At 68.1% G+C, this 26,136-nt stretch carries 24 protein-coding genes and 2 tRNA genes; 7 read left to right on the forward strand and 19 right to left on the reverse strand.

The window, feature by feature from the left end; translation table 11 throughout:
• Positions 1 to 82 precede the first annotated feature (82 nt).
• The 12 genes from GGR16_RS02015 to GGR16_RS02070 form a co-directional block, all read right to left on the reverse strand.
• A complete protein-coding gene (locus GGR16_RS02015) occupies positions 83 to 460 on the reverse strand; it encodes a response regulator transcription factor (RefSeq protein ID WP_019402424.1) in 378 nt (125 codons plus the stop codon).
• A 136-nt stretch (positions 461 to 596) separates the two neighbouring features.
• Complete coding sequence (gene fixJ, locus GGR16_RS02020) at positions 597 to 1,226, reverse strand: response regulator FixJ (RefSeq protein ID WP_019402423.1); 630 nt, start codon at positions 1,224 to 1,226, stop codon at positions 597 to 599.
• Entirely contained in the window at positions 1,216 to 2,754 is a 1,539-nt protein-coding gene (locus GGR16_RS02025) for a PAS domain-containing sensor histidine kinase (protein WP_183315567.1), read from the reverse strand. The genes fixJ and GGR16_RS02025 overlap by 11 nt, the downstream gene beginning before the upstream one ends.
• A gap of 112 nt (positions 2,755 to 2,866) precedes the next feature.
• Positions 2,867 to 3,853, reverse strand: coding sequence for an inositol 2-dehydrogenase (gene iolG, locus GGR16_RS02030; RefSeq protein WP_019402421.1), 987 nt, complete (start codon positions 3,851 to 3,853; stop codon positions 2,867 to 2,869).
• 183 nt (positions 3,854 to 4,036) lie between these two features.
• Entirely contained in the window at positions 4,037 to 4,837 is an 801-nt protein-coding gene (gene iolB, locus GGR16_RS02035) for a 5-deoxy-glucuronate isomerase (protein ID WP_183315568.1), read from the reverse strand.
• Positions 4,838 to 5,073: 236 nt separating this feature from the next.
• On the reverse strand, positions 5,074 to 5,973 hold the full coding sequence (gene iolE / locus GGR16_RS02040) for a myo-inosose-2 dehydratase (RefSeq protein WP_183315569.1): 900 nt from the start codon (positions 5,971 to 5,973) through the stop codon (positions 5,074 to 5,076).
• Positions 5,974 to 6,251: 278 nt separating this feature from the next.
• Positions 6,252 to 8,081, reverse strand: coding sequence for a 3D-(3,5/4)-trihydroxycyclohexane-1,2-dione acylhydrolase (decyclizing) (iolD, locus tag GGR16_RS02045; protein WP_183315570.1), 1,830 nt, complete (start codon positions 8,079 to 8,081; stop codon positions 6,252 to 6,254).
• Complete coding sequence (locus GGR16_RS02050) at positions 8,078 to 9,991, reverse strand: bifunctional 5-dehydro-2-deoxygluconokinase/5-dehydro-2-deoxyphosphogluconate aldolase (RefSeq protein ID WP_183315571.1); 1,914 nt, start codon at positions 9,989 to 9,991, stop codon at positions 8,078 to 8,080. Before GGR16_RS02050 ends, iolD begins: the two co-directional genes overlap by 4 nt.
• The gene (locus GGR16_RS02055) at positions 9,991 to 10,770 is read right to left on the reverse strand and encodes an ATP-binding cassette domain-containing protein (protein ID WP_019400449.1); all 780 of its coding nucleotides are present in this window, start codon (positions 10,768 to 10,770) and stop codon (positions 9,991 to 9,993) included. The genes GGR16_RS02050 and GGR16_RS02055 overlap by 1 nt, the downstream gene beginning before the upstream one ends.
• Positions 10,770 to 11,867: an ABC transporter permease gene (locus tag GGR16_RS02060; RefSeq protein WP_019400448.1), complete on the reverse strand. Its 1,098-nt coding sequence runs from the start codon at positions 11,865 to 11,867 to the stop codon at positions 10,770 to 10,772. Before GGR16_RS02060 ends, GGR16_RS02055 begins: the two co-directional genes overlap by 1 nt.
• Before the next feature lie 145 nt (positions 11,868 to 12,012).
• On the reverse strand, positions 12,013 to 12,957 hold the full coding sequence (locus GGR16_RS02065) for a sugar ABC transporter substrate-binding protein (protein WP_053193775.1): 945 nt from the start codon (positions 12,955 to 12,957) through the stop codon (positions 12,013 to 12,015).
• A 194-nt stretch (positions 12,958 to 13,151) separates the two neighbouring features.
• Positions 13,152 to 13,970 (reverse strand): MurR/RpiR family transcriptional regulator, encoded by an 819-nt coding sequence (locus GGR16_RS02070; protein WP_183315572.1) that lies wholly within the window; start codon positions 13,968 to 13,970, stop codon positions 13,152 to 13,154.
• A gap of 86 nt (positions 13,971 to 14,056) precedes the next feature.
• Between GGR16_RS02070 and GGR16_RS02075 the strand changes: the two genes are divergently transcribed.
• From GGR16_RS02075 to GGR16_RS02090, 4 genes are all read left to right on the forward strand, one after another.
• Positions 14,057 to 15,175 (forward strand): Gfo/Idh/MocA family protein, encoded by a 1,119-nt coding sequence (locus GGR16_RS02075; protein ID WP_183315573.1) that lies wholly within the window; start codon positions 14,057 to 14,059, stop codon positions 15,173 to 15,175.
• 554 nt (positions 15,176 to 15,729) lie between these two features.
• Positions 15,730 to 17,109 carry an HTH domain-containing protein gene (locus GGR16_RS02080; protein ID WP_183315574.1) on the forward strand — a complete coding sequence of 460 codons (1,380 nt, stop codon included), beginning with the start codon at positions 15,730 to 15,732 and terminating at the stop codon, positions 17,107 to 17,109.
• Between the two features lie 210 nt (positions 17,110 to 17,319).
• Positions 17,320 to 17,616, forward strand: coding sequence for a type II toxin-antitoxin system RelE/ParE family toxin (locus GGR16_RS02085; RefSeq protein WP_026014823.1), 297 nt, complete (start codon positions 17,320 to 17,322; stop codon positions 17,614 to 17,616).
• A 38-nt stretch (positions 17,617 to 17,654) separates the two neighbouring features.
• Complete coding sequence (locus GGR16_RS02090) at positions 17,655 to 17,960, forward strand: addiction module antidote protein (protein WP_019400443.1); 306 nt, start codon at positions 17,655 to 17,657, stop codon at positions 17,958 to 17,960.
• 31 nt (positions 17,961 to 17,991) lie between these two features.
• Here the strand turns inward: GGR16_RS02090 and GGR16_RS02095 are convergent.
• A tRNA-Gln gene (locus tag GGR16_RS02095) sits at positions 17,992 to 18,066 on the reverse strand.
• Positions 18,067 to 18,330: 264 nt separating this feature from the next.
• On the opposite strand from GGR16_RS02095, the gene GGR16_RS02100 reads away from it, so the two are divergent.
• Positions 18,331 to 18,407 (forward strand) — tRNA-Pro (locus GGR16_RS02100).
• A gap of 214 nt (positions 18,408 to 18,621) precedes the next feature.
• On the opposite strand, the gene GGR16_RS02105 is transcribed toward GGR16_RS02100, so the two are convergent.
• The 3 genes from GGR16_RS02105 to msrB all read right to left on the reverse strand — a co-directional run bounded on the left by GGR16_RS02105 (position 18,622) and on the right by msrB (position 21,517).
• Positions 18,622 to 18,891 carry a hypothetical protein gene (locus GGR16_RS02105; RefSeq protein ID WP_183315575.1) on the reverse strand — a complete coding sequence of 90 codons (270 nt, stop codon included), beginning with the start codon at positions 18,889 to 18,891 and terminating at the stop codon, positions 18,622 to 18,624.
• 113 nt (positions 18,892 to 19,004) lie between these two features.
• Positions 19,005 to 21,104, reverse strand: coding sequence for a S9 family peptidase (locus GGR16_RS02110; RefSeq protein ID WP_183315576.1), 2,100 nt, complete (start codon positions 21,102 to 21,104; stop codon positions 19,005 to 19,007).
• Positions 21,101 to 21,517, reverse strand: coding sequence for a peptide-methionine (R)-S-oxide reductase (msrB, locus tag GGR16_RS02115; protein ID WP_183315577.1), 417 nt, complete (start codon positions 21,515 to 21,517; stop codon positions 21,101 to 21,103). Before msrB ends, GGR16_RS02110 begins: the two co-directional genes overlap by 4 nt.
• 382 nt (positions 21,518 to 21,899) lie before the next feature.
• Between msrB and GGR16_RS02120 the strand changes: the two genes are divergently transcribed.
• A complete protein-coding gene (locus GGR16_RS02120; protein ID WP_019400439.1) occupies positions 21,900 to 22,331 on the forward strand; it encodes a Ros/MucR family transcriptional regulator in 432 nt (143 codons plus the stop codon).
• Between the two features lie 120 nt (positions 22,332 to 22,451).
• Here GGR16_RS02120 and GGR16_RS02125 read toward each other — a convergent pair whose 3' ends face one another.
• Positions 22,452 to 23,720 carry a GGDEF domain-containing protein gene (locus tag GGR16_RS02125; protein WP_183315578.1) on the reverse strand — a complete coding sequence of 423 codons (1,269 nt, stop codon included), beginning with the start codon at positions 23,718 to 23,720 and terminating at the stop codon, positions 22,452 to 22,454.
• 371 nt (positions 23,721 to 24,091) lie between these two features.
• On the opposite strand from GGR16_RS02125, the gene GGR16_RS02130 reads away from it, so the two are divergent.
• Positions 24,092 to 24,940 carry a DUF6456 domain-containing protein gene (locus tag GGR16_RS02130; RefSeq protein WP_019400437.1) on the forward strand — a complete coding sequence of 283 codons (849 nt, stop codon included), beginning with the start codon at positions 24,092 to 24,094 and terminating at the stop codon, positions 24,938 to 24,940.
• Positions 24,941 to 24,951: 11 nt separating this feature from the next.
• On the opposite strand, the gene GGR16_RS02135 is transcribed toward GGR16_RS02130, so the two are convergent.
• On the reverse strand, positions 24,952 to 25,383 hold the full coding sequence (locus GGR16_RS02135) for a SufE family protein (protein ID WP_183315579.1): 432 nt from the start codon (positions 25,381 to 25,383) through the stop codon (positions 24,952 to 24,954).
• Between the two features lie 126 nt (positions 25,384 to 25,509).
• Positions 25,510 to 25,860 carry a hypothetical protein gene (locus GGR16_RS02140; RefSeq protein ID WP_183315580.1) on the reverse strand — a complete coding sequence of 117 codons (351 nt, stop codon included), beginning with the start codon at positions 25,858 to 25,860 and terminating at the stop codon, positions 25,510 to 25,512.
• Positions 25,861 to 26,136 lie beyond the last annotated feature (276 nt).

The following is a 26,136-nucleotide window of genomic DNA, read 5'->3' on the forward strand; positions in this document are numbered from 1 at the left end:
TGATGACCGCCTGTCGCAGCCCAATGGCGCGCGCAGGCCGGCGCCACGCGGGCACCGGCCTCGCGCAGGGAATGAAGGAGGATCAGGGCGCGTCGGCGAGGGCCGTGCGGATACCGTCGAGCAGCTGGCTGTCTTCGAGCGGCTTCTCCAGCACCTGGCGGAAGCCGTGGCGCTCCGCCTGGCGGCGCAGGTCGTCGTTGACCTTGCCGGAGATGAGGATGGCGGGCAGGCCGATGTGGCGCAGGCGCAGGGCGTCGATGAGTTCGAGGCCGCTCATGCCGGGCATCGAATAGTCGACCACGATGCAGCCGTGCGGCGGAAGCGCCTTCTCCGCCAGAAGCTGCGGGGCGCTTTCGTAGAGGCGCACATCGAGCCCTTCGAGCTCCAGCGCGAACTTGAGCGAGGCGCGGACCGCCGCATCGTCATCGACGATGAGGACAGGCCCCCCAACCAGCGACATCAACACGTCCCGTATGGTCTTGGCGATTGGGAACACCCTACGCCGTCGACGCGAGCAACGGCTTGATGTGCCTCAAGACCGGGCCATGCTCCAATTACGGAAATCTACCTACTCGCCGCCTCGCCGGCGGCGCGGCTCACGCTTCCCGGCGCTCGCCGGCGCCCTCGCCGACGAGGACCATGCGCACGAGTTGGGACAGGCTCGCCGCCTGCATCTTGGCCATCACGTTGGCGCGATAGATCTCGACCGTGCGCGGGCTGATGCCGAGCTCGAAGGCGATGACCTTGTTGGCCTTGCCGTCGACGAGTCCCGCGAGCACCTGCCGCTCGCGCTCGCTGAGCGCCGAGAGGCGCTCGTTGAGCGCGCTGGCCTCCGCCACGCGGCGCGCCTCCTCGGCATTGCGGTCGAGCGCGGTGCGGACCGCGGCGAGGAACAGGTCGTCGTCGAACGGCTTCTCGAGGAAGTCGACGGCACCCGCCTTCATGGCGGATATCGCGAGCGGCACGTCCGCGTGACCGGTCATGACGATGACCGGCAGGGTGCTGCCGCGGCGCCTGAGCTCCTGCAGGAAGGCGATGCCGTCGAGCCCGGGCATGCGCACGTCGGTGACGATGCAGCCCGCCGGCGCCTGAACGGCGCTCGCGAGGAAGGCGGTCGCCGATTCGTGCAGGCGCACCGGCAGGCCGTCCGAGGCGAGCAGGAAGGACAGCGACTGGCGCACGGCGAGATCGTCGTCGACGACGTGGACCACCGCCTCAGGTGCCATGGGTGATTTCCTCCTCTCCGGCCGTCCGCAACGTGAAATGGAAGGTGGTGCCGGCGCCCGCCTCGGTCTCGGCCCAGATGCGGCCCCCATGGGCCGCGACGATCGTGCGGCAGATCGACAGGCCGACGCCCATCCCGTGCTGCTTGGTCGTCACGAAGGGCTCGAAGAGGCGGTTGCGCACCTCCTCCGACAGGCCCGTGCCCGTGTCGGACACCGCGATCTCGACGAGGTGCTCGTCGGGCAGCGCGCGGGTCGTGACCGAAAGCTCGCGCACGGGGGCATCCTGCATCGCCTCGATGGCGTTGCGGATGAGATTGAGCAGGATCTGCTGGATCTGGATGCGGTCGGCGAAGACCTCGGGGGCCTCCGGGTCGAGGCCGAAGGTCACGCGCACGCCCTTTTCCCGGGCGCCGACGAGGGCGAGGGCGCTCGCCTCCTCGATGAGCTTGGGCAGGCTCTCCAGCCGGTGCTCGCTCTCGCCGCGGGCGACGAACTCGCGCAGGTGGCGGATGATCTGCCCCGCCCTCAGCGCCTGCTCGGCGGCCTCGTTCACGCCGTCGCGCAGAAGCACGATGCGCTCGCCCTCCAGCTGCCCGAGCAGGCGGTGGCAGCCCTTGAGATAGTTGGTGATGGCGGTGAGCGGCTGGTTGATCTCGTGCGCCAGCGTCGAGGCCATCTCGCCGAGGGCCGTGTAGCGGGACATGTGGACGAGCTCGGCCTGCAGCTCCTGCAGCCGTGTCTCGGTCTTCTGCCGTTCGGTCAGGTCCCGGATGAAGCCCGTGAAATAGCGCGCCCCGCCCGACACCATCTCGCCCACGGCGAGCTCCATCGGGAAGGTCGAGCCGTCGCTGCGCTGGCCGACGACGACGCGGCCGATGCCGATGATGCGCCGCTCGCCGGTGGTCAGGTAGCGCTCGAGATAGCCGTCGTGCCGCTCGCGGTAGGGCGAGGGCATCAGCAAGCTGACGTTGCGGCCGATGACGTTGGCCGCCGACAGGCCGAAGAGGCGCTCCGCCGCGACGCTGAAGGACTGCATCAGGCCCTGCTCGTCGATGACGATCATCGCGTCGGGCACGGTATCGAGGATCGAGCGCAGATGGGCTTCGCGCGCCTTGAGCGTCTGCTCGGCCATGGCGCTGGCGGAAACGTCGCGGATGACGAGGGCGAAGCCCATCGGCGCGCCCTTGTCGCCGAGCGGCGTCAGGCTGGCCTGCGCGGCGAAGGTGCCGCCGTCCTTGCGCTGCATGGGCCGGCGCAGTTCATGCCGGCCTTCGGCGGCCGCGGCGGCGAGCGCCTGTGCGGACAGGCCGGCGGCCACCTCGTCGGGGGGAAGCAGTTTCGCCCAGTTCTCGTCGAGCAGCTCGTCCTCGCGCCAGCCGGTGATGGCGCGAGCGCCGGCGTTCACCGTCGTGATCACGCCTTCGGGGTCGAGCACGAAGAGCGCGATATCGGCGACGGCGTCGATCAAGAGTTCGGCGCGCTGGCCGCGCGAGGCGGCGAGCACCGGTTGGGCGCTGGCGTCGGTCAAGCGATCCCCCGGATGATCGGTCACGCCGATTGTATAACGCCCTGCGGTGCCGGGGGCCACCGTCCCGCGTGCGTGGCAGCCTTGCGGCGGCGCGTCGCACGCGTGGCGCGGGTCAGAGCCTGACCGACTGGCCGGACGCGAGCGATTTCACCGCCGCATCCGCCAGCCTGAGCGCGGCAAGGCCGTCCTCGCCCGTCGGCACCGCGATGTCCTCGCCGGCCGCCAGCCGGCAGAACGCCGCGAGCTCGAGCCGATAGGCCTCCGCATAGCGCTGCATGAAGAAGTCGAGCAGCGGGTCGCTGGTGAAGCCGGACGCATTGGCGCGCGTCAGCGTCGTCGCCGTCTCGTTGCCCGCCTGGATCATGCCCTTCTCGCCATGCACCTCGAGGCGCTGGTCATAGCCGTAGGTCGCCCGGCGCGAATTGGTGATGACGGCGATGCGCCCGCTCGCCGTCTTCAGCGTCGCGGTCGCCGTGTCGACGTCGCCCGCCGCGCCGATCGCCGCGTCGACGAGGGCAGCACCCGTGGCGAAGACCTCCGTCACCTCCTCGCCGAGGAGGAAGCGCGCCATGTCGAAGTCGTGGATCATCATGTCGCGGAAGAGCCCGCCCGAGCGCTTGATGTAGTCGACCGGCGGCGGGGCGGGGTCGCGGCTCGTGATCTGCACGAGCTCGACCTTGCCCACCGCGCCGGCCTCGACCTCCGCCTTGAGGCGGGCGAAGCTCGGGTCGAAGCGGCGGTTGAAGCCGAGCATGAGCCTGGCGTTGTGCTCGCGCACCACGGCGAGGCAGGCCTCGGCGCGGGCGCTGGAGAGGTCGATCGGCTTCTCGCAGAAGATTGCCTTGCCCGCGCGCGCCGCCTCTTCCACCTGCGTCGCATGCAGGTCCGTCGGCGTCGCCACGATGACGGCGGCGATGTCCTTGTCCGCCATGATCTCCTCGACGCTGGCGCGCCGCGCCCCCGTCAGCGCCTGCGCCGCCGCGGCGGCCGCGTCGACGGGATCGAAGACGGCGGTGATGCGCGCGTCGGGGAGGGCGGTCACGGCCCGGGCGTGGGTGATGCCGATGCGGCCTGCGCCGAGCAGTCCGATATTGAGCATGGGTGTCGTCCTTGGGTCGGGGGCTTCTATCTTGGCGGCGCGCCGCCACACCAACGGCCCTGTTTCCCCACCGTCATGCCCGCGCTTGTCGCGGGCATCCACGCCCTGAAGCCTGAGCTATGTCAGAGGCGTGGATGGCCGGGACAAGCCCGGCCATGACGGTGGAGGCGAGGGCCGTTTGCATCACTTGTCGCGCTGGAAAATCCAGTCGTGGTCCGGGTGGTTTTGGAAACGCCATTTGCGGATCGGGCCCGCCATGACGTTGAGGTAGTACATCTCGTAGCCGTAGGGCGTGCCGCAGGGATGGTGGCCGCGCGGCACCAGCACCACGTCGCCGTCGCTCACCGCCATGGTCTCGTCGAGCGTGCCGTCCTCGGTGAAGACGCGCTGGATGCCGAAGCCCTGCGCCGGGTTGAGGCGGTGGTAATAGGTCTCCTCGAGATAGGTCATCTCGGGATAGCGGTCCTCGTCGTGCCGGTGCGGCGGGTAGCTCGACCAGTTGCCCTGCGGCGTGAACACCTCCGTCACCAGCAGGCTGTCGGCGACGTCGCTGTCCTCCATGGCGATGGGATGGATGTAGCGCGTGTTGGCGCCCTTGCCGCGCGTGACCTTCTCGATGCCGGTCAGCACGCGGGCCTCGTGGCCGCCCTTGCCGGGCGCCGTGCAGACGGCGAGCGTGCACGGCGTCGTCGCCCGCGCCGACCAGGTGGCGCCGTTCGGCGCATAGACGCAATGCGGCGGGGTGCCCTCGAAGACGTTCATGCGCTGGCCGAGCTCGCCGAAGCTCTTGTCGCCGACGCCGATCTCGGCTCTGCCCTCGACGAGCACCAGGATCACCTCGGTGTCGCCCGTCGGCTCCGCCGCCGTCTCGCCGGGCACGAGCCTGTAGAGGCCGAAGCCGACATAGCCCCATCCGGCGCTGGTCGGCGTGATGTCGTGCACCTTGCCCGTGGTGCCGGTGGGCTTGCGCAAGAGCTGGGTCATCTCATGTCCTCCGGCTCACTTGGTGTTCCTCGATGATCGGGGATAAGGCACGTCAGATCCCTCCCCGTGAGGGGAGGGTGGGTCGGTCCGAAGAACCGAGACGGGTGGGGTTCGGCCTGGAGCAAGGCTCACGAGGTCCGCCGCGTCACCCCCTCCGTCACCGCTTCGCGGCGCCACCTCCCTCTGAAGGGGGAGGATCGGGCCGTACCAAACCCTTGGCCGCTTGTCCGTCGCCATCACGCCTTGTCCAGCCCCGCCTCGCGCGCCATGGCCTTCAGCGCCTTCAGCCCCATCGACTGGTATTCGTAAGGGTTGCGCACGGCCGGGTCCTGCTCGGCCTCGATGACGAGCCATCCCTGATAGCCGTGCTCTGCGGCGATCTTGAGCACGGGCGGGAAATCGACGCCCCCCTCCGGGTCGCCCGGCACGGTGAAGACGCCGCGGCGCACGCCCTCGAGGAAGGAGAGGCCTTGGCTCTCGACCTCGGCGCGGATGGCGGGCCTCACGTTCTTGGCGTGGATATGGGCGACGCGGCCCATGTATTTCTTCGCGACGCGCGTCGGGTCGCCGCCGCCGAACCAGCAATGGCCGGTATCGAGCAGGAGATGCGTCGCCGGCCCCGTATGCGCCATCAGGGCGTCGATCTCTTCCTCGGCCTGCACCACGGTGCCCATGTGGTGGTGATAGACGAGGGTGATGCCCTCATCGGCGCAATATTGCGCGATCTGTTCCACGGCGGCGCCGAAGGCGGGCCAGTCACCGGCCGGCAGCACCGGCCGGTCCCGCAGCGCCACCGCGTCGTTGCCGTGGATGGCGTTCGACGTCTCGCAGACGATGCAGACCTTGCATCCCATGGCTTTCAGCAGGTCGAGATGCGGCCTGATCGCCTTCTTCTCCTCCTCCACCGAATGGGCGAGCAGGTTGAGCGAGTGCCAGCCGGAGACGAAGGAAAGCCCGTGCGGCGCGAGCGCGGCCTTCAGCGCCGCAGGCTCGGTGGGCATCTTGTGGCCCTTCTCGATACCGTCGAAGCCGATCTGGCCGGCTTCGCTCAGGCACTGCTCGAGGCTGATGTTGGCGCCGAGGCTCTGGTCGTCGTCGTTGGACCAGGCGATGGGATTGGTGCCGTAGAGGATCATTGCGCTATCCGCGTGGGGGCTGGGTTGGCTGACGGTGATTGCGGCGATGCCCTCTCGGGCATCGGGTTGTCCGCTGGTTCCCGGCTCTCGCCTGCGCCTCGCGCATGCGGGCCGGGAAACGAGGGTGTGGTTTGAGAAGAGCCTTGTTCCCCGGACGCATTGAGCGAAGCGGAACGCGAGCTGGGGCCCAGCGCAAGAAGCGAGCCGGAGGCTCGCCGCCACGCCCGATCGGTCTCGATCTTGCTCCGCCCATCTCAGGCTCCGGGAAAGGCCCGGCGTCAATCCGCCGGGCGCTGGTTCTTCAGGCTCTTTTCGTAGGCCGCGCGGGCGGCGTTGACCTCCGGCCGCACGGAGACCTCCGGCACCGCCACGTCCCACCAGTGGCCGCCGGCCTCCGTCGCCGGCATCGGGTCCGTGTCGATGACGATGGCGCTCGGCCTGTCCGCCTTGCGGGCGCGGGCGATCGCCTCTTCCAGCTCGGCGATGTTCGCCACCTTCTGTGCATCAGCGCCCATGGAGGCGGCATGGGCGGCGAAGTCGATGGCGGAGGGCACCGCGTGGCGGGCGGTATCGAGCAGGTTGTTGAAGCTCTCGCCGCCGGTGGCGCGCTGCAGGCGGTTGATGCAGCCGTAGCCGCGGTTGTCGAGCACGACGACGATGATCTTCTGGCCGAGCATCACCGCCGTGGCGAGCTCCGAATTCGCCATCATGTAGCTGCCGTCGCCGACCATGACCACGACCTCCCGGTCGGGCCGCGCCATCTTGACGCCGAGCCCGCCGGCGATCTCGTAGCCCATGCAGGAGAAGCCGTATTCGAGGTGGTAGCCGTTCGGCCGGCCTGCCTTCCACAGCTTGTGCAATTCGCCCGGCAGGCCGCCGGCGGCACAGACGAGGATGGCGTCGTCACCGAGGCTGCGCTGCACGGCGCCGATGACCTGCGCGTCGGAAGGCAACGCGTTGTCGCCGGGAGCGGCGGTGGCGGCATCGACCGCCTTCAGCCAATCGGCCTTCAGCTGCGGCTCGGGCGCCGCCGCCTTGTGCCCGCCGAGCGCCGCGGAGAGTGCCTCGAGCGCCACTTTGGCATCGGCGACGAGCGGGATCGCCCGGTGCTTGCCGGCGTCGTAGGGCGCGACGTTGACGGCGAGGATGCGCCGGTCGGGATTGCGGAACAGGGCCCAGCTGCCGGTGGTGAAGTCCTGCAGCCGGGTGCCCACGGCGATGACGAGGTCGGCATCCTCCGCAACCGCATTGGCCGCCGAGGATCCGGTGACGCCGATGGAGCCGAGGTTGAGCGGGTGATCCCACGGCAGGGACGACTTGCCCGCCTGCGTCTCGGCGACCGGGATCTGGTGCGTCTCGGCGAAGGTGGTGAGCGTCTCCGTGGCGAGCGAATAGAGCACGCCGCCGCCGGCGATGATCAGCGGCTTGCGCGCACCGCGGATCGCCTCCGCCGCCTCGATGAGTTCGCGCGCATCCGGCTGCGGGCGGCGGATGTGCCAGATGCGCGGGGTAAAGAACGTCTCCGGCCAGTCATAGGCCTCGGCCTGCACGTCCTGGCAGAAGGCGAGCGTCACCGGGCCGCAGTCGACGGGGTCGGTCATGGTCGCCATGGCGCGGGGCAGAGCGGTGAGCAGCTGCTCCGGCCGGGCGATCCGGTCGAAATAGCGGCTGACCGGCTTGAAGCAGTCGTTGGCGCTCACCGTGCCGTCGCCGAAATCCTCCACCTGCTGCAGCACCGGGTCTGGCGCCCGGTTGGCGAAGACGTCTCCGGGCACCAGCAGCACCGGCAGGCGGTTGACATGGGCGAGCGCCGCGGCGGTGACGAGGTTGAGGGCGCCGGGGCCGATGGAGGTCGTCACCATCATCGCCCGCTGGCGGTTGAGCGCCTTGGCATAGGCGATGGCCGCATGCGCCATGGTTTGCTCGTTGTGGCCGCGCCACGTCGGCAGGGCATCGCCCGCCCCGTGGAGGGCCTCGCCGATGCCGGCGACGTTGCCGTGGCCGAAGATGGCCCAGCAGCCGGCGATGAAGGGCTCGCCGTCGGCCGTCTTCTGGGCGGCGAGCCAGCGGACCATGGCCTGGGCGGCCGTGAGGCGGATGGTGCTCATGACGCTTGTCCCTCTTGCGTGCGGACGCGGTCCCAGATGTCGCAGAGCATGCGGTATTTTTCGGCCATCTCCGTGACGGCGTCCTCGTCGCCGGTCTCGCCGGCGAGCCAGCGCCGCGCCACGTCGCCGAAGATGGTGCGGCCGACGGCGAAGCCCTTCACGAGATCGAAGGCCGCCGCCATGCCGAGGCTCGCCGACAGCTCCTCGATGGGCGCATCGAGCCCGAGGACGACGATGCCGCGCGTATGGGGATCGTTGCGCGAGACGGCCTCGACCGCGTTGCGCCAGGCGGCTTCGCTGCGCAGCGGCTCGAGCTTCCACCAGTCGGGGAAGACGCCGATCTCGTAGAAGCGCTCGATGACGCGGGCCGTGGTCGTGTCGTCCACCGGCCCTGCCTTCGAGGCGATGATCTCGAGCAGCAATTCGAGGTTGTTGCGCCGCGCCGCCTCGGCAAGGCGCTTCACCGTCTCCTCCTGCCGCGCCTTGAGGCCGGCGTCGTCGTCCGGATGGTAGAAGCACAGTACCTTGACGACATGCTCCACCGGCCATTCGGCGAGCGCCGTGCCGTAGTCGAGCCCCAGCTCCGCTTCGAGTTCGAGCGGCCGCGACCCCGGCCGTTCCACGGGGCGGCCGATCCACAGGCCGGTGCCGGCGGCGGCATAGAGCGCATCGCGCCCGAGGCGGCCGTCGCACAGGATGCCGTAGCCCGCCTGGCCGTCGGCGACGCGCTGCGCCGCCTTGAGGCACAGGGACTTGAAGGGGCCGATGCGCTCGTGCGGCACGCCCGCCTGGTCGGCCATGTCCTCGAGCTGCATGCGGTGATCGAAGGCGAAGACGCGCATGTGCGGCCACTTGCCCTTGCGCGTCGTCGCCCAGTGCACTTGTTCGAGCGCGCCGTCGTGGCGCAGCGCCGGGGTGACGATGCCGCGCTTGAGGAAGAACTGCAGCTCCTCCCAGCTCGGATAGGCCGGCGTGCAGCCGTGGCGCGAGACGGCGAAGGCGCCGCAGGCATTGGCATAGGTGAGGCTCGTCACCCAGTCCTCGTCGCGAAGCCAGCCGCGCAGCAGCCCCGACATGAAGCCGTCGCCGGCGCCGAGCACGTTGAAGACCTCGATCGGGAAGCCGGGGCCTGAGATGCCGTCGTCGAGGCTGTCCGGGATGTCGCCCTCGAAGGCCGCGGCCCCCATCGGCCCGCGCTTGCACACGAGCGTGGCTTTCGAGACGGCGCGCACGGCGCGGAGCGCGGCGATCGTGTCCGTCGTACCGCCGGCGATGTGGAATTCCTCCTCCGTGCCGACGATGAGGTCGAAGAGGGAGAGGGTCGATTGCAGCTTCTTCGTCACCGCCTCTGAGGCGATGTAGCGGCTCTCGCCGGCGCCGTGGCCGGCAAGGCCCCAGAGATTGGGGCGGTAGTCGATGTCGAGCGCCGTCTTCGCCCCGTTCTCCCGGGCAAGCCGCACGGCTTTCAGCACGGCCGCCTCCGTGCGCGGATGCGACAGGTGCGTGCCGGTCGCCGTCACGCAGCGGGTGCGGGCGATATAAGCGGGGTCGATGTCCTCCTCGCTCAGCGCCATGTCGGCGCAGTTCTCGCGATAGAAGATGAGCGGGAACTGGTGCTGGTCGCGGATGCCGAGGATGACGAGGGCGGTGAGCCGCTCCGGATCCGTCTTGACGCCCGTGACGTCGACGCCCTCGGCGATCAGCTGCTCGCGGATGAAGCGGCCCATGTGCTCGTCGCCGACGCGGGTGATGAGGCCGGACTTGAGGCCGAGCCGCGCCGTGCCTGCGGCCATGTTGGTGGGCGAGCCACCGATATATTTGCGGAAGCTCGCCATGTCCTCCAGCCGCCCGCCGACCTGGGCGCCGTAGAGGTCGACCGACGAGCGGCCGATGGTGATGACGTCGAGCATCACACGGTCCCTCCGAGCGAGCTTTCCAGCACCGCGAGTTCCTGGCCGCCGGCCATCAGGTCCTGCAGCGCCTCGGCCGTGATCTCGCCGCGCACGGCCGTGCCCAACGTCTTGCCGCGGTTGAGCACGGTGAAGCGGTCGCCGACGGCCATGGCATGGCGCACGTTGTGGGTGATGAAGACGATGCCGATGCCCGCCTTGCGCACCCGGTCGATGGTGGCGAGCACGTTGGCCGTCTGGCGCACGCCGAGCGCCGAGGTCGGCTCGTCGAGGATGAGCACCTTGGCGCCGAAATAGACCGCGCGGGCGATGGCGACCGTCTGGCGCTCGCCGCCCGACAGGGTGCCGACCGCCTGCTCCGGCTCGCGCAGGTTGATGCCCATGCGCGCCATCTCCCGCATCGTCACCTCGTTCGCCTTGGCGAAGTCGATGGTCTTGAACGGGCCGAAGCCCTTTTCCGGCTCGCGGCCCATCCAGAAATTGCGCGTCACGCTCATGAGCGGGATCATCGCCAGATCCTGATAGACCGTCGCGATGCCGGCCGCCATGGCGTCGCGCGGGCTGTCGAAGACGACCTCCTGGCCCTCCACCACCATGGTGCCGTGCGAGGGCTTGTGCACGCCCGACATGGTCTTGATGAAGGTGGACTTGCCGGCGCCGTTGTCGCCGAGCAGGCAATGGCACTCGCCGGAGCGCACGTCGAAGGAGACGCCGCCGAGCGCGATCACCGGGCCGAAGTGCTTCTCGATGTTGCGCATCTCGATGATGGGAGCGGACATCAGCGTTCTCCCGTGATGAGGCGGCGGATGTAGGTGTTCATGATCACGGCGAGGATCAGGATCGTGCCGAGGAAGACGCGGAACAGCGAGCTTTCGGCCCCGGCGAAGAACAGGCCCTGCTGCACCACGCCGAAGATGAGCGCCCCGAGCGCCGCCCCGATCACCGAGCCGTAGCCCCCGGTGAGCAGCGCCCCGCCGATGACGACGCAGATGATGGCCTCGAACTCCTTGAGGAGGCCGCGGTCGGCGGCGGCGGAGCCGAACTCCATCACCTGGCACATGGCGAACACCGTGGCGCAGAAGGCGGTGAACATGAACATCAGCACCTTCACGCGGTTGACCGGCACGCCGACGTAGCGCGCGGCCTGCGCATCGCCGCCCGAGGCGAAGATCCAGTTGCCGAAGCGCGTCCTGGCGAGGAGCCAGTGGCCGAAGATGATGAGGCCGATCGCCCAGACGATGAGCATCGGCACGCCCTCGACCACCGGCTGGCCGGCGCGCGCACCACGCGTGAAGGTGGTGAGCAGGCCGATGTCGCCGAGCCACTGGAAGAAGCCCTTGAAGATGACGCCGCCGAAGAGGGCGGCGATCCAGTCGCCCTCCGCCGCCTCGCGCACGCCGCCGATGATGGTCTGCCGCGTGGTCAGGATCGACAGCCAGATGGTGAGGCCGCGCAGGATGTAGAGGAAGGCGAGGGTGACGATGAAGCTCGGCAGCCCGGTGCGGATGACGAGCAGGCCGTTGATCGCGCCGAGCCCGATGCACACGGCGAAGGTGACGAGGATGGCGAGCCACGCCGGCAAGCCCCACTGCACGGTGAGGATGGCGGCGATGACGCCGGCAAAGCCGATCATGGAGCCGACGGAGAGGTCGAACTCGCCCGCGATCATCAGGAGGCAGGCGCCGACCGCGATGATGGCGAACTGCGCGGAGACGACGAGCCAGTTCTGGAAGCCGGCGGGCGCGAACATGCCGCTGTCGCCCGCGACCATCAGGAAGAAGGCAAAGACCAGGATGACCCCGCAGATCGCCCCGAGCTCCGGCCGGATCATGGCGCGGCGAAGCGAAGAGACGGGCATGAGCCGCTCGTCCGTCATGACGTTTCCCCGTTTTCGATGTTGCTTGGCATGCGGGGCGCGAGGCGCGCCCCGCCGCAGTCCTTAACCTCCGGGGCGCCCGGCGCCCCGTCGCAGTCTTGGCCATGCGGGGCGCTGGGTGCGCCCCGCGGTATCGGCAGCCGCCTCAGCGGTATTCGCCGGCGAGCTTCTCGACGAGCGCGATGTTGTCCTTGGTGATGAAGCCCGGACCCGAGTTGATCGCGTTCGGCGGAATGACGCCGTAACGGGCGTGGTTCGTCAGCAGGACGACGGGCAGGTAGCCCTGCAGGTAGGGCTGCTGGTCGATGGCGAATTCGATCGTGCCGTCCTTGATGGCGGCGGAGATGCCGGCCGACAGGTCGAAGGTGCCGAAGAAGACCTGCCCCGCCATGCCGTTTTCCTTGAGCGCGGCGATGGTCGGCTCGGCCGAGTTGGGTCCGAGGGCGATGATGCCGTCGGTCTCGGGATTGGCGCGCAGATAGGCCGAGACCTTGTTCTTGACCTCGGAAGGGTCGAGGCCGGTGTCGATCATCTGGTTGCCGAGATCGACGCCCAGCGCCTCGGCAAAGCCCTGGCAGCGTTCGACCGAGGCCGGATTGGTGATGTAGTGGTTGACGCACAGGAACTTCTTGACGCCGGCGGCCTTGGCGCGTTCGCCGGCGGCGAAGCCCGCGTCCTTCTCGGGCTGGCCGACATGCAGCAGCGCGCCGATCTCCTTCGACTGCTCGATGGTGCCGGAGTTGACGGTGATGACCGGGATGCCCTGCTCGATCGCCTTGGTGAGCGGCCCCTTGAGGACGTTGAAGTCGGCGATGGTCGAGATGATCCCCGCCGGGTTCGAGGCGGTCGCCTGCTCGACGATGCGGGCCATGTCGGCGAGGTCGCCGGTCGGCGGGTTGCGGTATTCCACCGTCACGCCCATCTGGCTGCTCGCCACCTTGAGCGCGTTCTTGATGGTGTTCCACCAGCTGTCGCTGTCCGGCGCGTGGCTGACGAAGACGAAACGCTCACCCTCCGCGTGAGCCGGCACTGCCAGGCCGCCCGCGAGCGCAAGGGACGCGACGGCGAGCGCCGCAAGTGTCTTTCTCATGGTTCCTCTCCCAGACTTTAGAAGCCTCAGTCCGTCGAGCTTGCGCGGGAAGACCCCGCCCGGCGCAGCCCCGCTTGGCGCGGCGTCTACGTGCGTCCGGGAGCTGCGGCCGCCATTCGTGACGGGCCGGCTCGCAGGCTCTTGGATAGAAATTTTGTTCCAAAAAAATCAGAATGCAATAAAAAAATTCCATATCATCGCGATTGCCGCGTGGCGCCCACGGCCACCGCGAGCGCGATGGCGAGCGACAGCGTGGCCGACAGCGCCCGGAACGAGCCGACATCCACCTCCGAGACGTTGAGGGCATGGACGCCGAGGCGCCTGAGCGGGCTGGTGACGGTGTCGGTGATGGCAACGACCTCGTTGCCGCGCTCGCGCGCATAGACGGCGAGGTCGATCGTCTCCTGCGTATAGGGCGCGAAGGAAATGGCGATCACGACGTCGCCCGGGCGGATGGCGTGGCGCCGCCCCAGCTTGCCGACGCCGTCGTGCAGGATGGAGGGGATGTCCATCTTCTCGAAGGCGTAGCTGAGATAGGTGGCGACGGGGAAAGCCCGGCGCATGCCCATGACGTGGATGGTGGGGGCGGCGGCGAGGGCGGCCACCGCGGCGTCGAGCGCTTCCGAATCGACGGTCGAGGCCAGACGCTCCAGTGACAGCCGGCCCGCCTCGATGAATTCGGCGAGCAGCGCCGCCGGGCTCTGCCCGCCCTCCGAGCGCAGGTTGTCGAGCCGCGTGGCATAATCGGGCCAGCGCTGGCCGTAGCTGTCGCGGAACAGGCGCTGCATGTCGCTGAAGCCGGCAAAGCCGAGCAGCTGGCAGAAGCGCATGAAGGCGGATGGCTGCACGCCGGCGCCCGCCGCCAGCTCTGCGACGGTCGAGAGGGCGATCTTGTCCGTGTTGTGCGCCACGAAGTCGGCACACTGGCGCAGGCGCTTGGGCAGCGTGTCCGCGATCTGGACGAGCCGCTCCTGGAACTCGTCGACGGAGGCGGGCGCGGCGGGCTTCTTCATGACATTGTCCCTTGACAGAACCGGCGTTCTATAATCATCGATTGAATAGAATATATATTCCATTTCCTCGGGAGGGGAGCCTGAAAATGGAGAGCCTGGGCATCGGCCTCATCGGCACGGGTTTCATGGGCAAGTGCCACGCACTCGCCTTCGGCGCGGTCAAGGCGGTGATGGGGGACGTGCCGACGCCGCGGCTGGAGCTCCTGTGCGAGACGCCGGCCGACAAGGCGGCGGCCATGGCCGGGCAGTTCGGCTTCGCCCGCGCGACCGACGACTGGCGCGCGCTCGTCGCCGATCCCGCCGTCGACATCGTCTCGATCACGACGCCGAACCGTCTGCACCACGAGATCGCCATGGCGGCCATCGCGGCCGGCAAGCACGTCTATTGCGAAAAGCCCATGGCGCTGACGCTGCACCAGGCCGAGGAGATGGCGGCGGCGGCACGCGCAGCCGGCGTCAAGACCATCGTCGGCTACAACTACATCAAGAACCCCACCTTCATGCATGCGCAGCGCCTCGTGCAGGAGGGTGCCATCGGCCGCATCGTCCACTTCCGCGGCTGGGTCGACGAGGACTATCAGGCCGATCCCGACCTGCCGTGGACCTGGCGCGCGCGCCATGCCGAGGCCGGGCTCGGGGCGCTCGGCGACCTCGGCTGCCATCTCGTCTCCATGGCCTACGTCCTCGCCGGCCCGATCGACAGCCTCGTCGCCGACATGCAGACCATCCACCGCACGCGCCCGCTCGCCGACGGGTCGGGCGAGGCGGCGGTGGAGAACGAGGACGTCGCCACCGCGCTCGTGCGCTTCAAGGCCGGCTTTCACGGCAGCCTCGCCACCTCGCGCAGCGCCTTCGGCCGCAAGAACCGGCTCGGCTGGGAGGTGCACGGCACCAGGGGCATGCTGATCTTCGACCAGGAGCGCATGAACGAGCTGCAGCTCTACGAGAACGAAGGCCCGGGCGCGCAGCAGGGCTTCAAGACCATCCTGACCGGCCCCGCCCATCCGCCCTTCGGCGCCTTCGTGCCGGCGGCCGGCCACCAGCTCGGCTTCAACGACCTCAAGGTCATCGAGGCCGCCACCCTGCTGCGCGCCATCGCCGAAGGCGGCCGCCCGGAGCCGGATTTCGTCGCCGCGCTCGCCTTCGAGCGCGTGATCCACGCCATCGCGGAAGCGGCCCACACCGACCGGCGCGTGATGCTGTAGGAGCGGCGGCAAGGTCCTGGATTTTTCGCCCCACAGGGGGGCAGAGCGTCCGCCGATCGTGAACGAAAGCGGAACATGGAGTCGGGAAAATGTGGACGTGCGGGGCGTCGTATGTTGACGAATGCCCCGATGTGGCGCCCTATAACCCTTGTCGGTTTCGAATCATCATTTTGGTGAGAGGACCGACTTGTGAAGACCGACCCCCCTCAAATTGCCGTTAAGATTATTGGTATTGTCGAAGCCCACGCATCAGGGTGGTTCGGCGTTGCCGCCGTTCTTGTAATCGTTATTGCGGTGCTGGTGTTGTTGACTGCAGCCAGTGAAGCGTCACGATCAGCGCGGCGAACACGACGATGAAACCTCGCGTCTTTCGAGCGTGCTTCGTTGGTCAAAACCCTTCAGCCGATCAAATGCTATGTCGTTCCGAGATTCGATAAATATACGGGTTTGTTTCGCCTGACGTCGGCCGACAGACACCGTCGGCCTGGATACACCGAAGCGGCGTCGGCGGCGCTGCTGACAGAAACCGTCAGCATCGATGCTATGCTGGCGCCATGTCGCGCACGCACCGCCTGTTCGATCTGCTGCAGATGCTCCGCCGTCACCGCCGGCCGGTGAGCGGGGCGGCGCTCGCCGAGGAAGCCGGCGTCAGCCTGCGCACGCTCTATCGCGACATCGCCGCGCTGCAGGCCATGGGCGCCGAGATCGATGGCGAGCCGGGCGTCGGCTATGTCCTGAAGCCGGGCTTCCTGCTGCCGCCGCTCATGTTCTCCGCCGAGGAGATCGAGGCGCTGGCGCTCGGCCTCAAATGGGTGGCGCAGCGCACGGACGAGGGCATGGGCGCGGCGGCGCGCGATGCGATGGCCAAGCTCGCCGCGGTCCTTCCGCGTGACCTCGGTGAACGCATGGAGGACGATGCGCTCGTCATCGGCCCCGGCTGGGAACGCCCGAAAAGCGTCGCGCTCTCGCTGCTGCGGCAGGCGCTCAATGCCGAGCGCAAGCTGGCGCTCACCTATGTCGACGAAGCCGGCGCGAAATCCGAGCGCGTCGTGTGGCCCGTGACGCTCGGCTTCTTCGAGACGAAGCGAGTGCTGGTGGCCTGGTGCGAGCTGCGCAACGCCTACCGCAGCTTCCGCGCCGATCGCATGCTCGCCGCTGAGATCCTCGCCGACCGGTCGCCGCGGCCGCGCCGGCAGATGATGAAGGAATGGCGGCAAACGCTGCTGACAAAAACTGTCAGTAAGCCGTCCTATCGTGGGGCTACGTCAACCGACGTCACCAGAGACCGCGAGGAGGTCCCCATGAGCAAGGAATTGATTTTCTACACGAATCCGCAGTCGCGCGGCTATATCGTCCACTGGATGCTGGAGGAGGTCGGCTGCCCCTACACCGTCAGGGTGCTCGATTTCGGCACGACCATGAAGGCGCCGGACTATCTGTCCATCAATCCCATGGGCAAGGTGCCGGCGATCGTCCACGGCGATGAGGTCGTCACGGAAGCGGCCGCGATCTGCGCCTATCTCGCCGATGCGTTTCCGGAGGCGGGCCTCCTGCCGTCGCCCGAGCATCGCGGCGCCTATTTCCGCTGGCTGTTCTTCACCGCCGCCTGCCTCGAGCCCGCAGTTTCCAACCATTCCGAGGGATGGGACCCCTCGCCGGAAAAGCAGCGCGGCTTCGGCTACGGCTCCTACGAGATGGTTCTCGACACGCTGGCGGGCGCGCTCAAGGGGCGGCGCTATATCGCCGGCGATCGCTTCAGCGCGGCCGACCTCTATCTCGCGAGCCACCTGCAGTGGGGCATGATGGTCGGCATGATCGAGAGGCGTCCCGAGTTCGAGGCCTATTGCGGACCGCTTGCCAGCCGCCCGGCCGCGCAGCGCGCCGAGGCCGAGGTCAAGAAGCTCGAAGCGCAGAAGGCGTGGTCCGCAGCCTGAGGACAGATGCCCACGCGAGTCCCTGGGTCCCGCCGTCCGGCGGCGGGACCTGCTGCGGTTTGGCCCGCGTTCCTCATGCTCCGGGAAGCTTTTGCGCCTCGCGTCGGCGACATGAAATGCGCAGGACGAGATGCGAGAGAAGGCGTCGCATATCGACCGTGATTGATAACCACGGTTGACACCCTGAGAGGTGATAACTACAGTTCACATATGATCGAGTTGATCAAGAGCGCCACGTTCGATCGCTGGCTCCGTAGCTTGCGCGACAGACGGACCGTGGCACGCATCCAGGCGAGACTTGATCGACTTGCAGGTGGAAATCCCGGCGATGTCAAACCCGTCGGAGGCGGCATTTCCGAGATGCGGATCGATTATGGACCTGGCTATCGAGTCTATTACATGCAGAGAGGGCCAATTGTTGTCATCCTGCTTTCCGGCGGTGACAAGTCTTCGCAAAGAGCTGACATCGCCAAGGCTATGGAAATGGCCGCGCAGTGGAAGGATTGAAGGCCGCGTCTTGGGTGATCAGAGACTGGAGAAATAAGATGCTTTCCGGAAAAAGCGAGACCTTCAGCCGATATGATACGGCAGACTATCTCAAGAACGACGAAGATATCCTTGCTTACCTGGAAGCGGTGATGGAGGAAGGTGGCGACGATCCCGCCTATATCGCGCGTGCGCTCGGCGTCGTTGCCCGCGCGCGCAACATGAGCCAGCTCGCGCGCGATACCGGGTTGAGCCGCGAGGGGCTCTACAAGGCTCTTTCAGAAGACGGCAATCCCACCTTTGCCACGATTGTGAAAGTCGCGCACGCGCTGGGATTGCGGGTAAGCTTCAGACCGGCCGCATAATCACGCTTCAGCGCCTATTTGATTGCAGATCTGGCTGGGGCGGCAGGATTCGAACCTGCGAATGGCGGTACCAAAAACCGCTGCCTTACCACTTGGCGACGCCCCAACAGCGCTCAGGCGGGGCGGACCATAATTCGAGCGACGGCGTGACGCAACGCCGATGCGGCGGCCGGGCCGGGCGGATGGCGCCGGCCGGGCGTTGTCCACAAGCGGCTGGCGAAGCGGAAAAGCGGCCGCGGCCGCGCCCGCTTAGCGGCCTTTGCAGCGCTTGCCCCACTGCAGCATGTGGATGCGTGAAAAGAAGTTGCGCAAGGACGCTTGCCGGCCGCAGGCGTCGAGTCTATAAGACCGCCTGCCGACGGGCACATGTCGGAGTGTAGCGCAGTCTGGTAGCGCACCTCGTTCGGGACGAGGGGGTCGCAGGTTCAAATCCTGCCACTCCGACCATTCTTCCAAAAGCCTTGGCTTGATTGCGGCTGCGTGCACGGCAGCATCGGCCTGCCCGCGGGTTTCCGGCCCCGGCGGCGCTGAAAGCAGCCGCCCTGATGGAGCCGGTGTTTTTCTCCATCATCTCCACGCGTCTGACATCTCCACACGTCTGAGCGAGCCGTCACCGGCTCCTGCTCGCTTTTCGGGGCGGGCAGGGGGAACCGGCCGCCGCCTAAGCGCGGGGCCCGACGCCCAGGATGCGGCGCCAGATCGTTCCGCCCAGGAACCTGTTGAAGATGATGAAGTAACCGAAGAAGAGCAGGAAAAAGACCACAGCCGACAGTCCGGAGAGATTGAAATTGAAGCTGGCCCCTTCGGTCTCGACGCCGCGGCCGCTGAACAGGGCGACGGCGATGCCGAGGCCGAAGAAGGCGGTCAGGAAATCCAGAAGAAACGAGAAGACGCAGCGCCAATAGGGCAGCCCGCTTGCCTGTTCGTTCATCAAGTTCCCCCACAGCCGGAATCGCCGGGAAGAGGTTCTCCCGGTCGCGCGCAATCTTCAATCCCGGCGAACAGGCTGCGCGTCCGCCGGAGCTTCGATCGAGCGGCGGCTCGTCACGCGCCCGGCGTTTCGTGCGGCGCCCCCGTCTGCAGGATGGCGAAGGCATAGAGCCGCGCCACCTCTTCCAGCCGTTCGAAGCGCCCGGCGGCGCCGCCGTGGCCGGCTTCCATGTTGGTGTGGAGGACGATGGGGCCGCCGCCGGTCATGCGCTCGCGCAGGCGCGCCACCCATTTGGCCGGCTCCCAATAGGTGACGCGCGGGTCCGACAGGCCGGCGACGGCGAGGATGGCGGGATAGGCCTGCGCCTGCACCTGGTCGTACGGCGAATAGGAGAGGATGCGCCGGAAGGCCGCCTCGTCCCGAATCGGATCGCCCCACTCCGGCCATTCGGGCGGCGTCAGCGGCAGGCTGTCGTCGAGCATGGTGTTGAGCACGTCGACGAAGGGCACCTCGGCGAGGATGGCGCGGAACAGGTCCGGCGCGTCGTTGGCGACGGCGCCCATCAGCATGCCGCCGGCGCTGCCGCCATGGGCGACGAGCCGCCGCGGCGCCGTGTAACCGAGTGCCGCGAGGTGCCGGCCGGCGGCGATGAAGTCGCTGAAGCTGTTGGTCTTCTTTTCGCGCTTGCCATCCGTGTACCAGCGCCAGCCCTTCTCGGTGCCGCCGCGGATATGGGCGATCGCATAGACGAAGCCGCGGTCGACCAGCGACAGCCGGTTGGTTTCGAAATCGGCGGGAATGGCGATGCCGTAGGCGCCATAGCCGTAGAGCAGGCACGGCGCCGTGCCGTCGAGCGCGAGGTCGCGGCGGTGCAGCACCGAGATCGGCACGGTTTCGCCGTCCGCGGCGGTGGCGAAGAGGCGCTTCGTCACGTAGCGGGCCGGATCGTGGCCGGACGGCACCTCGCGGCGCTTGATGAGCTGCCGCTCGCGGCTCGCCATGTCGTAGGCATAGGTCTCCGCCGGCGTCGTCATCGAGGAATAGGTGAAGCGCACGACCGACGTGTCGTATTCGTGGCCCGCTTCGTAGCGCAGGCCGTAGGCCGGCTCGTCGAAGGCGATGGCGTGTTCCTCGCCCGTGGCGAGCGCGCGCACGACGAGGCGCGGATTGGCGTCCTCGCGCTCGAGCCGCACCAGGAAATCGCGGAAGGCCGTGTGCTTCAGCAGCATGATGCCCGGCCGATGCGGCACCAGTTCGCGCCAGTTCTCACGCCGGGGCGCGGCGAGCGGCGTCGTGACCAGCTTGAAGTCCTCCGCCCCGTCCGCGTTGGTCGAGATGACGAGGTCCTCGCCCGCGTGCTCCACGCTGTAGCGGTGGCCCGTCTCGCGGGCGACGACGAGGCGCGGCCGGGCGGAAGGATCGGCGAGGTCGATGAGATGCACCTCGCTCGTCTCGTGATCGGAGACGCTGATGAGGCCGAACGCGCCGGACTGGGTGCGCGACAGGTGCACGAACCAGCCAGCGTCATCCTCGCGGTAGATCTCCTCGTCACCTGCCGGATCCGTCCCGAGGATGTGGCGGAAGACGCGCGAGGGCCGGTGGTTCTCGTCGAGGCGCACATAGTAGAAGCTGCGCGAATCGCCGGCCCAGACCACTTCGCCGGTGGTCTGCTCGACGGCGGCATCGCCGTCCGTGCCGGTCTCGAGGTCCCGCAGGCGGATGGTGTGCAGTTCGCCGCCCGTCTCGTCGGCGCTCCAGGCGAGCAAGCGGTGGTTCGGCGAATGCTGCGCCTCGGCGAGGTCGAAGAAGGCCTTGCCCGCCGCCAGCGCATCGGCGTCGAGCAGGACCGCCTCCTCGCCGCCGTCGCGCGGTTGGCGGCAGACGAGCGGATGCTGCCCGCCCTCCCGGAAGCGCACGTAGTAGCTGTAGGGGCCGTCCGGGCTCGGAACGGACGAATCATCCTCTTTGATGCGCCCGCGCATCTCGGCCACGAGCCGCCGCCGCAGGTCCTCGACCGGGGCGAGGATCGCATCGGCATAGGCATTCTCCGCGACGAGGTGGTCATGGATGTCCGCCGGCAGGAGGGCGGGGTCGCGCAGCACGTCGCGCCAGTTCTCGGCGCGCAGCCAGCCGTAATCGTCGGTGACATCGGTGCCGTGGATGGTCCGGGTGACGGGGCGGGCCTGTGCGCGGGGCGGGAGGGGCTGTGTCATCGCTCGTTCCATATCGTCTCGTCGGCCCCTCTGTCGTCCCCTTCGGGCTCGAAGGCAAGCGCGCCGCCGTTGGTGCGACAGCGCTGGCCCGTCGGCTGAGGTCCGTCCGGGACGACGGGCCGGAGACGGCCGCCGCACCGGGCGCATCGGGTCTCGCTGCGCGACATCGCAAGCTTGTGATCAAGTGCCTCGGCGACGGCGGAGCCTGACGCATACTTGGCATTGCTGGCGAACAACACCTCGCCACAGCAGACGCAGCGGTAGAAACCCGGCCGCTTCTCGTCGTCGTGGGGGCCCGAGAACGGCGGTTCCGTGCCGCCGAGACGAGCGATGCGGTACCGCTCCGGCGAGAATTTGGCGCGCCATTGCGCCGCACTCTTCTCCATCTTGCCGCCGCGGGCCAGTGCTGGCATGGGTTTTCCCTTCCTGTTTGCGCTGACGATATGTTCAGAGGCCAAGGCCGGCGCAAGCCGGCGCGCGCAAAGATCGCAATGCTCGGAGGCAGGATAGCGCACGCGCGGGGCGCGCGCGCATTCGGGAGCTTCAGCTATTCAGGGTTGTTCACGCAGGTGCGCCTGATTACGAGAATTTCGAAGAAGTGAAAAACTTGTCTTGCGAAATTCTCAACTTTGCCATACTTCATGAGTGTGATTGGAACACGAAGATGCCAGTGTTCGCGGGGCGACTGTTCAACTCTCGCCGGCGCCACGGTGGGCGGTTTGGTGTTGTCACCGGTTACCTGCCGCACTTGGCTGGTATCCGGACGATCGGGATAAAAAGAGGAATTCGGGTTCAATGAACGACAATGCAGCGTCAGCGAACTATATCGAGCTCGCGGCCGATATCGTTTCCGCCTACGTGAGTAACAATTCTGTCGCCTCCGCAGACCTGCCCGGGCTGATCGGCGAAGTGCACGGCGCGCTGATGCGCGTCGCCGGCGGTATCGTCGAGGCGCCGGTCGAGGCGCCCAAGCCGGCCGTTCCGATCAAGAAGTCGGTTACGCCTGACTTCATCATCTGCCTGGAAGACGGCAAGAAGTTCAAGTCGCTCAAGCGTCACCTGCGCACGCAGTACAACATGACGCCGGAGCAGTACCGCGAGAAGTGGGGCCTGCCGGCCGACTATCCGATGGTGGCGCCGAACTACGCCAAGGCGCGTTCGCAACTCGCCAAGGAGATGGGCCTCGGCCAGCAGCGCCGCAAGCGCCGCACCTCGAGCCGCGGCTGATCAGGCTCCGCCTCGCCGCGGGCCGGTCGGGAGAACGAATGACGGGGCAGCCGCAGGCTGCCCCGTTTTCTTTTGGCGCCCGTGTTCTCCTGTCCGCCGGAGGCGGGCCACGGCCCGCCTTCAGGCCCCATGCTCCTGGGCGATGGGATGATTGCCCATCACCCGGTCCCGGCCCTGCCGCTTCGCTTCGTAGAGATGCCCGTCGGCATGGGCGACGAGGTCGCGAATGGTGCTCGCATCGTCGGGAAAGGTCGCGATGCCGAAGCTGACCGTCGGCGCAGCCGCAAATTCCCGCGCCAGCGTCTGGTGCAGCGAGAGGCGCATGCGTTCGGCCGAGGCCAGGGCCGCCGCATGCGGCATGTTTTCCCAGAGGATCACGAATTCCTCGCCGCCGTAGCGGAAGATGAGGTCCTCGGTCCGGATTTCCGTCCGCAGGCACGCGACCACACGCCGCAGCACCTCGTCGCCGGTGACATGCCCGTAGCGGTCGTTGATGCTCTTGAAATGGTCGACGTCGAGAATGGCCAGGCTGACGGGCCGCCGGGCTGCCGCGTTGCGACCGAGGATCACCTGCCCCAGGGTCTCGAATCGCTCCCGCGTCAGCGCGCCGGTCAGGGCGTCGTAGCGGGTCTTGCCGAGGAGCTCCTCGTATTTGTGGCGATAGGTCAGCTTGTCGAAGATGTCCGATATCGCCTGGGGCGCCAGGCTCCGCGCATTCCGCTCGAAGAAGGCGAGGTATAGCCCGATCAGGCCGCTGTAGACGACGGCCGCCCCCATCTTCGCGATCCAGCCGCCGATCAGCGCGTCGAAGGGCGTGCCCGTCACGAAACGAAGCCCGATGAAGAAGAAGATCTGGTCGAAGGTCAGGATCACCGCCAGGGTGGCGCAGGCGCGCAGGACGACCGCGTTCTTCAGCAGCGAGCGCAGTTTCTCGTAAAGCAGGATGAGCGCGATCGCATCGATGAAGAGCAGCGTCGTTCCCCAGATCATCAGCGCCCCCATCTGGTCGATCAGCACCAGATCGGGGTTGTAGCCGGGCAGGGGCACGGGCGGGCCGGCAAGGCGCAGCGTCGCCACGAGGGCGACCATCAGGAAGTTGCCGATCAGGAGACCGTAGATCGGCTGGCGAACCGTCTCGGCGTCCTCGCGGATGTAGAACAGCAGGATGATCGCCAGCTTGCCCGAGAACAGGACCGTCGAGCCCGGCGACAGGAGGCCGAAGGGCAGCTCGATGAAGAAGACGGCCGCGAGATAGGTCTCGAGGAAGTGCATGACGCCGAGGGCGCACAGGAAGGCGCCGAGGCCCATCCGGTGACGCAGCCGGAACAGGGCCGCCATCACGCCGAAATAGATCAGCGCCTGAGAGAGAAGAAGAACGGTGCCCGGCATGAGGTGCGGCTGCTGGAGGGATGACGTCCCCTACAGCACGCCCGCGAGCGGACCTGTCAACTGCCTGCGGCAGTGCCCGGCGAATTCGCTGGCGCTCTGTGCTGCACGAGGCACGGTTCGCGCCGCCTTGCGGACGATGGAAGCGCGCCCGCAAGCAGCCCCTGGTCAGGCTGGCGATGAGCGCCGTTTCCTGCACGGCGCCCTTGCCTTGGCGATAATAGGAATATATACCTTATATCCGGCCTCGGGCGGGCGGCGGCGATGGTCGGTTATGAGAACATATAGTGAACATGAATGGTGGATCGCGCAATGCCCGGTGTCGCGGCTCCGGTCGTTGCACGCGCCGCCGGCTCCTGGCGAAAGGATGGATCATGCCTCGACACGATGAGAACCTGGGCGCCGCCGGCCGGCGGCTGCTCCTGCACCTGGCCACGGCGGAGGCCTTCGCCCGGGCGAGCACGGACGATCCCGGCCACGTCGCGCTCTATGCCCGGCGCGGCAGGACCACGCTCGGGGCGGGCCGCGTGCCCATCGCGGCGGCCGAGCGGCTGGTGGCAGAAGACCTGGCCTGCTGGGAGCGGCCGTCGCGCGGGTACCGTCTGCTCGTCGCGACGGAGGCCGGCCGTGCCCGCGTCGCGCGCCTGCGCGCCGGCGGCGGCGCCGAGGGGTTCCAGGCCCAGCACCGCGACATGGTCGAGATGGTCGAACGGTCGCCCGGGGCGGGCGAGGCACGCCGGCTGCGCGTGAACGCGGCCGAAAGCCCCCTGCAGGCCCTGGCGCGAAGGCGCGGTCGCGGTGGCGCGCCGCTCGTCGATGCCGCCGGGCTGGAGGCGGGTGAGCGTCTGCGGCGTGACATCACCATGGGCCAGATCCTGCCGAGCGTCACCGCACGCTGGGATCCGGTCGGCGGGCAAGGGGCAGGGGGCATGCGCGATCCGGCCAGCGCCAGCGACGCCGTCATCGCCGCCCGCCAGCGCGTTCAGCGCGCCATGAAGGCGGTGGGGCCGGAATTCGCCGATCTGCTCCTCGACGTCTGCGGCTTTCTCAAGGGGCTCGAGACGGTGGAGCGCGAGCGTGGCTGGCCGGCCCGTTCCGCCAAGCTCGTGCTCGGCATGGCCCTCGTCCGGCTTGCGGAGCATTACGGCCTCGCCGCCGAAGTGCGCGGCGCGGCACGGGCGCGCTCCCTGCGGCTGTGGCGTGACGACGGTGCGCGGATCTAGGCCGCTATGCGTCAGGCCGTCGCCAGCGCGGCGCGGGCCTCGCTCTTGATGCGCTCGACCATGGAGCGCAGGCCGTTCGAACGCTGCGGCGTCAGGTGCTCCGACAGGCCGAGCCGCTTGAAGATGGCGAGTGCATCCGTGTCGATGATCGTCGTGGCCGGGCGGCCGGAGAAGATCGCGAAGGCAAGCGCGACGAGGCCGCGCACGATATGGGCGTCGCTGTCGCCGTGAAAGTCGAGCACCGGCTCGCGGCCCGGCTCGCGCACCACGTGGGTGTCGAGCCAGACCTGGCTGGCGCAGCCGCGCACCTTGTTGGCGTCGGTGCGCGCCGCCTCCGGCAGGGGCTCGAGCGTGCGGCCGAGTTCGATCAGATAGCGATAGCGGTCGTCCCACTCGTCGAGCAGTTCGAAATTGTCCAGGATCTCGTCGAGAGGAGGCTGCATCACCAATCGTCCATCGCCCGGTCCGTCACAATGCGGCGCCGGCTTTCTGTCATCGAGACTTATATAGACGATCGGCGGCGGATTGCACGGTGCGCAGGGTCGCGCGCGGCGACAACGGCCGCAGGATCAGCCCCGGCCGGCATCGGGGCCGCGCCACGGAACGCCGCGGTCACCCTCGTTCAGGGTGTCGCGGCTGTCGGGCCCGGCAGCCGGCGGAGCCTTCGTGGCCGACTGGCCGGTCAGGGCCTCGACGAGGCGGCGGCGGGTGTCGTCGTCGAGCATCTGCCACAAGGCGAGCGCCCGCTGTGCCGCATCGGCGGATTTCGCAAACTCTCCGGTCAGGGCTTCGGCGATGGCGGGGGAGGGAAGCTCGGAGCCCGGCGTTGCGGCGGAACGTCCGTCATCAGCTCCCTCGCGCACGGGGGAGAGAAAGAAGATCACGCCGATGACGAGCGCGCTGCGCAGCAGGAAGGTCATGGGATCGTGCGTCCGTCGCCGTGGGTCCGTCATCTCGCGCGGCTGATCCGCCGAGCCTGCCGCCGCGCCCGCAAGGGCGGGTGAACGGGATTGCTACAATTTGAATGATCCTGGGCCGCGCTGCGGCGGCATGCCTTGCAACGGGCTGCGCGGCGCCGGCCAATCCTTTGTCGGGCAGGGCCTCACGCATCTTCACCCTTCGTTAACGGCGATGTGAGCCCGCAACCGATTCATGGTTTCCTCCGCCGGAAAAGCGTGACGCGGCCAGCCGTCGCG

Origin of the sequence: Chelatococcus caeni (assembly GCF_014196925.1) — a bacterium.
Classification (GTDB): domain Bacteria; phylum Pseudomonadota; class Alphaproteobacteria; order Rhizobiales; family Beijerinckiaceae; genus Chelatococcus_A; species Chelatococcus_A caeni.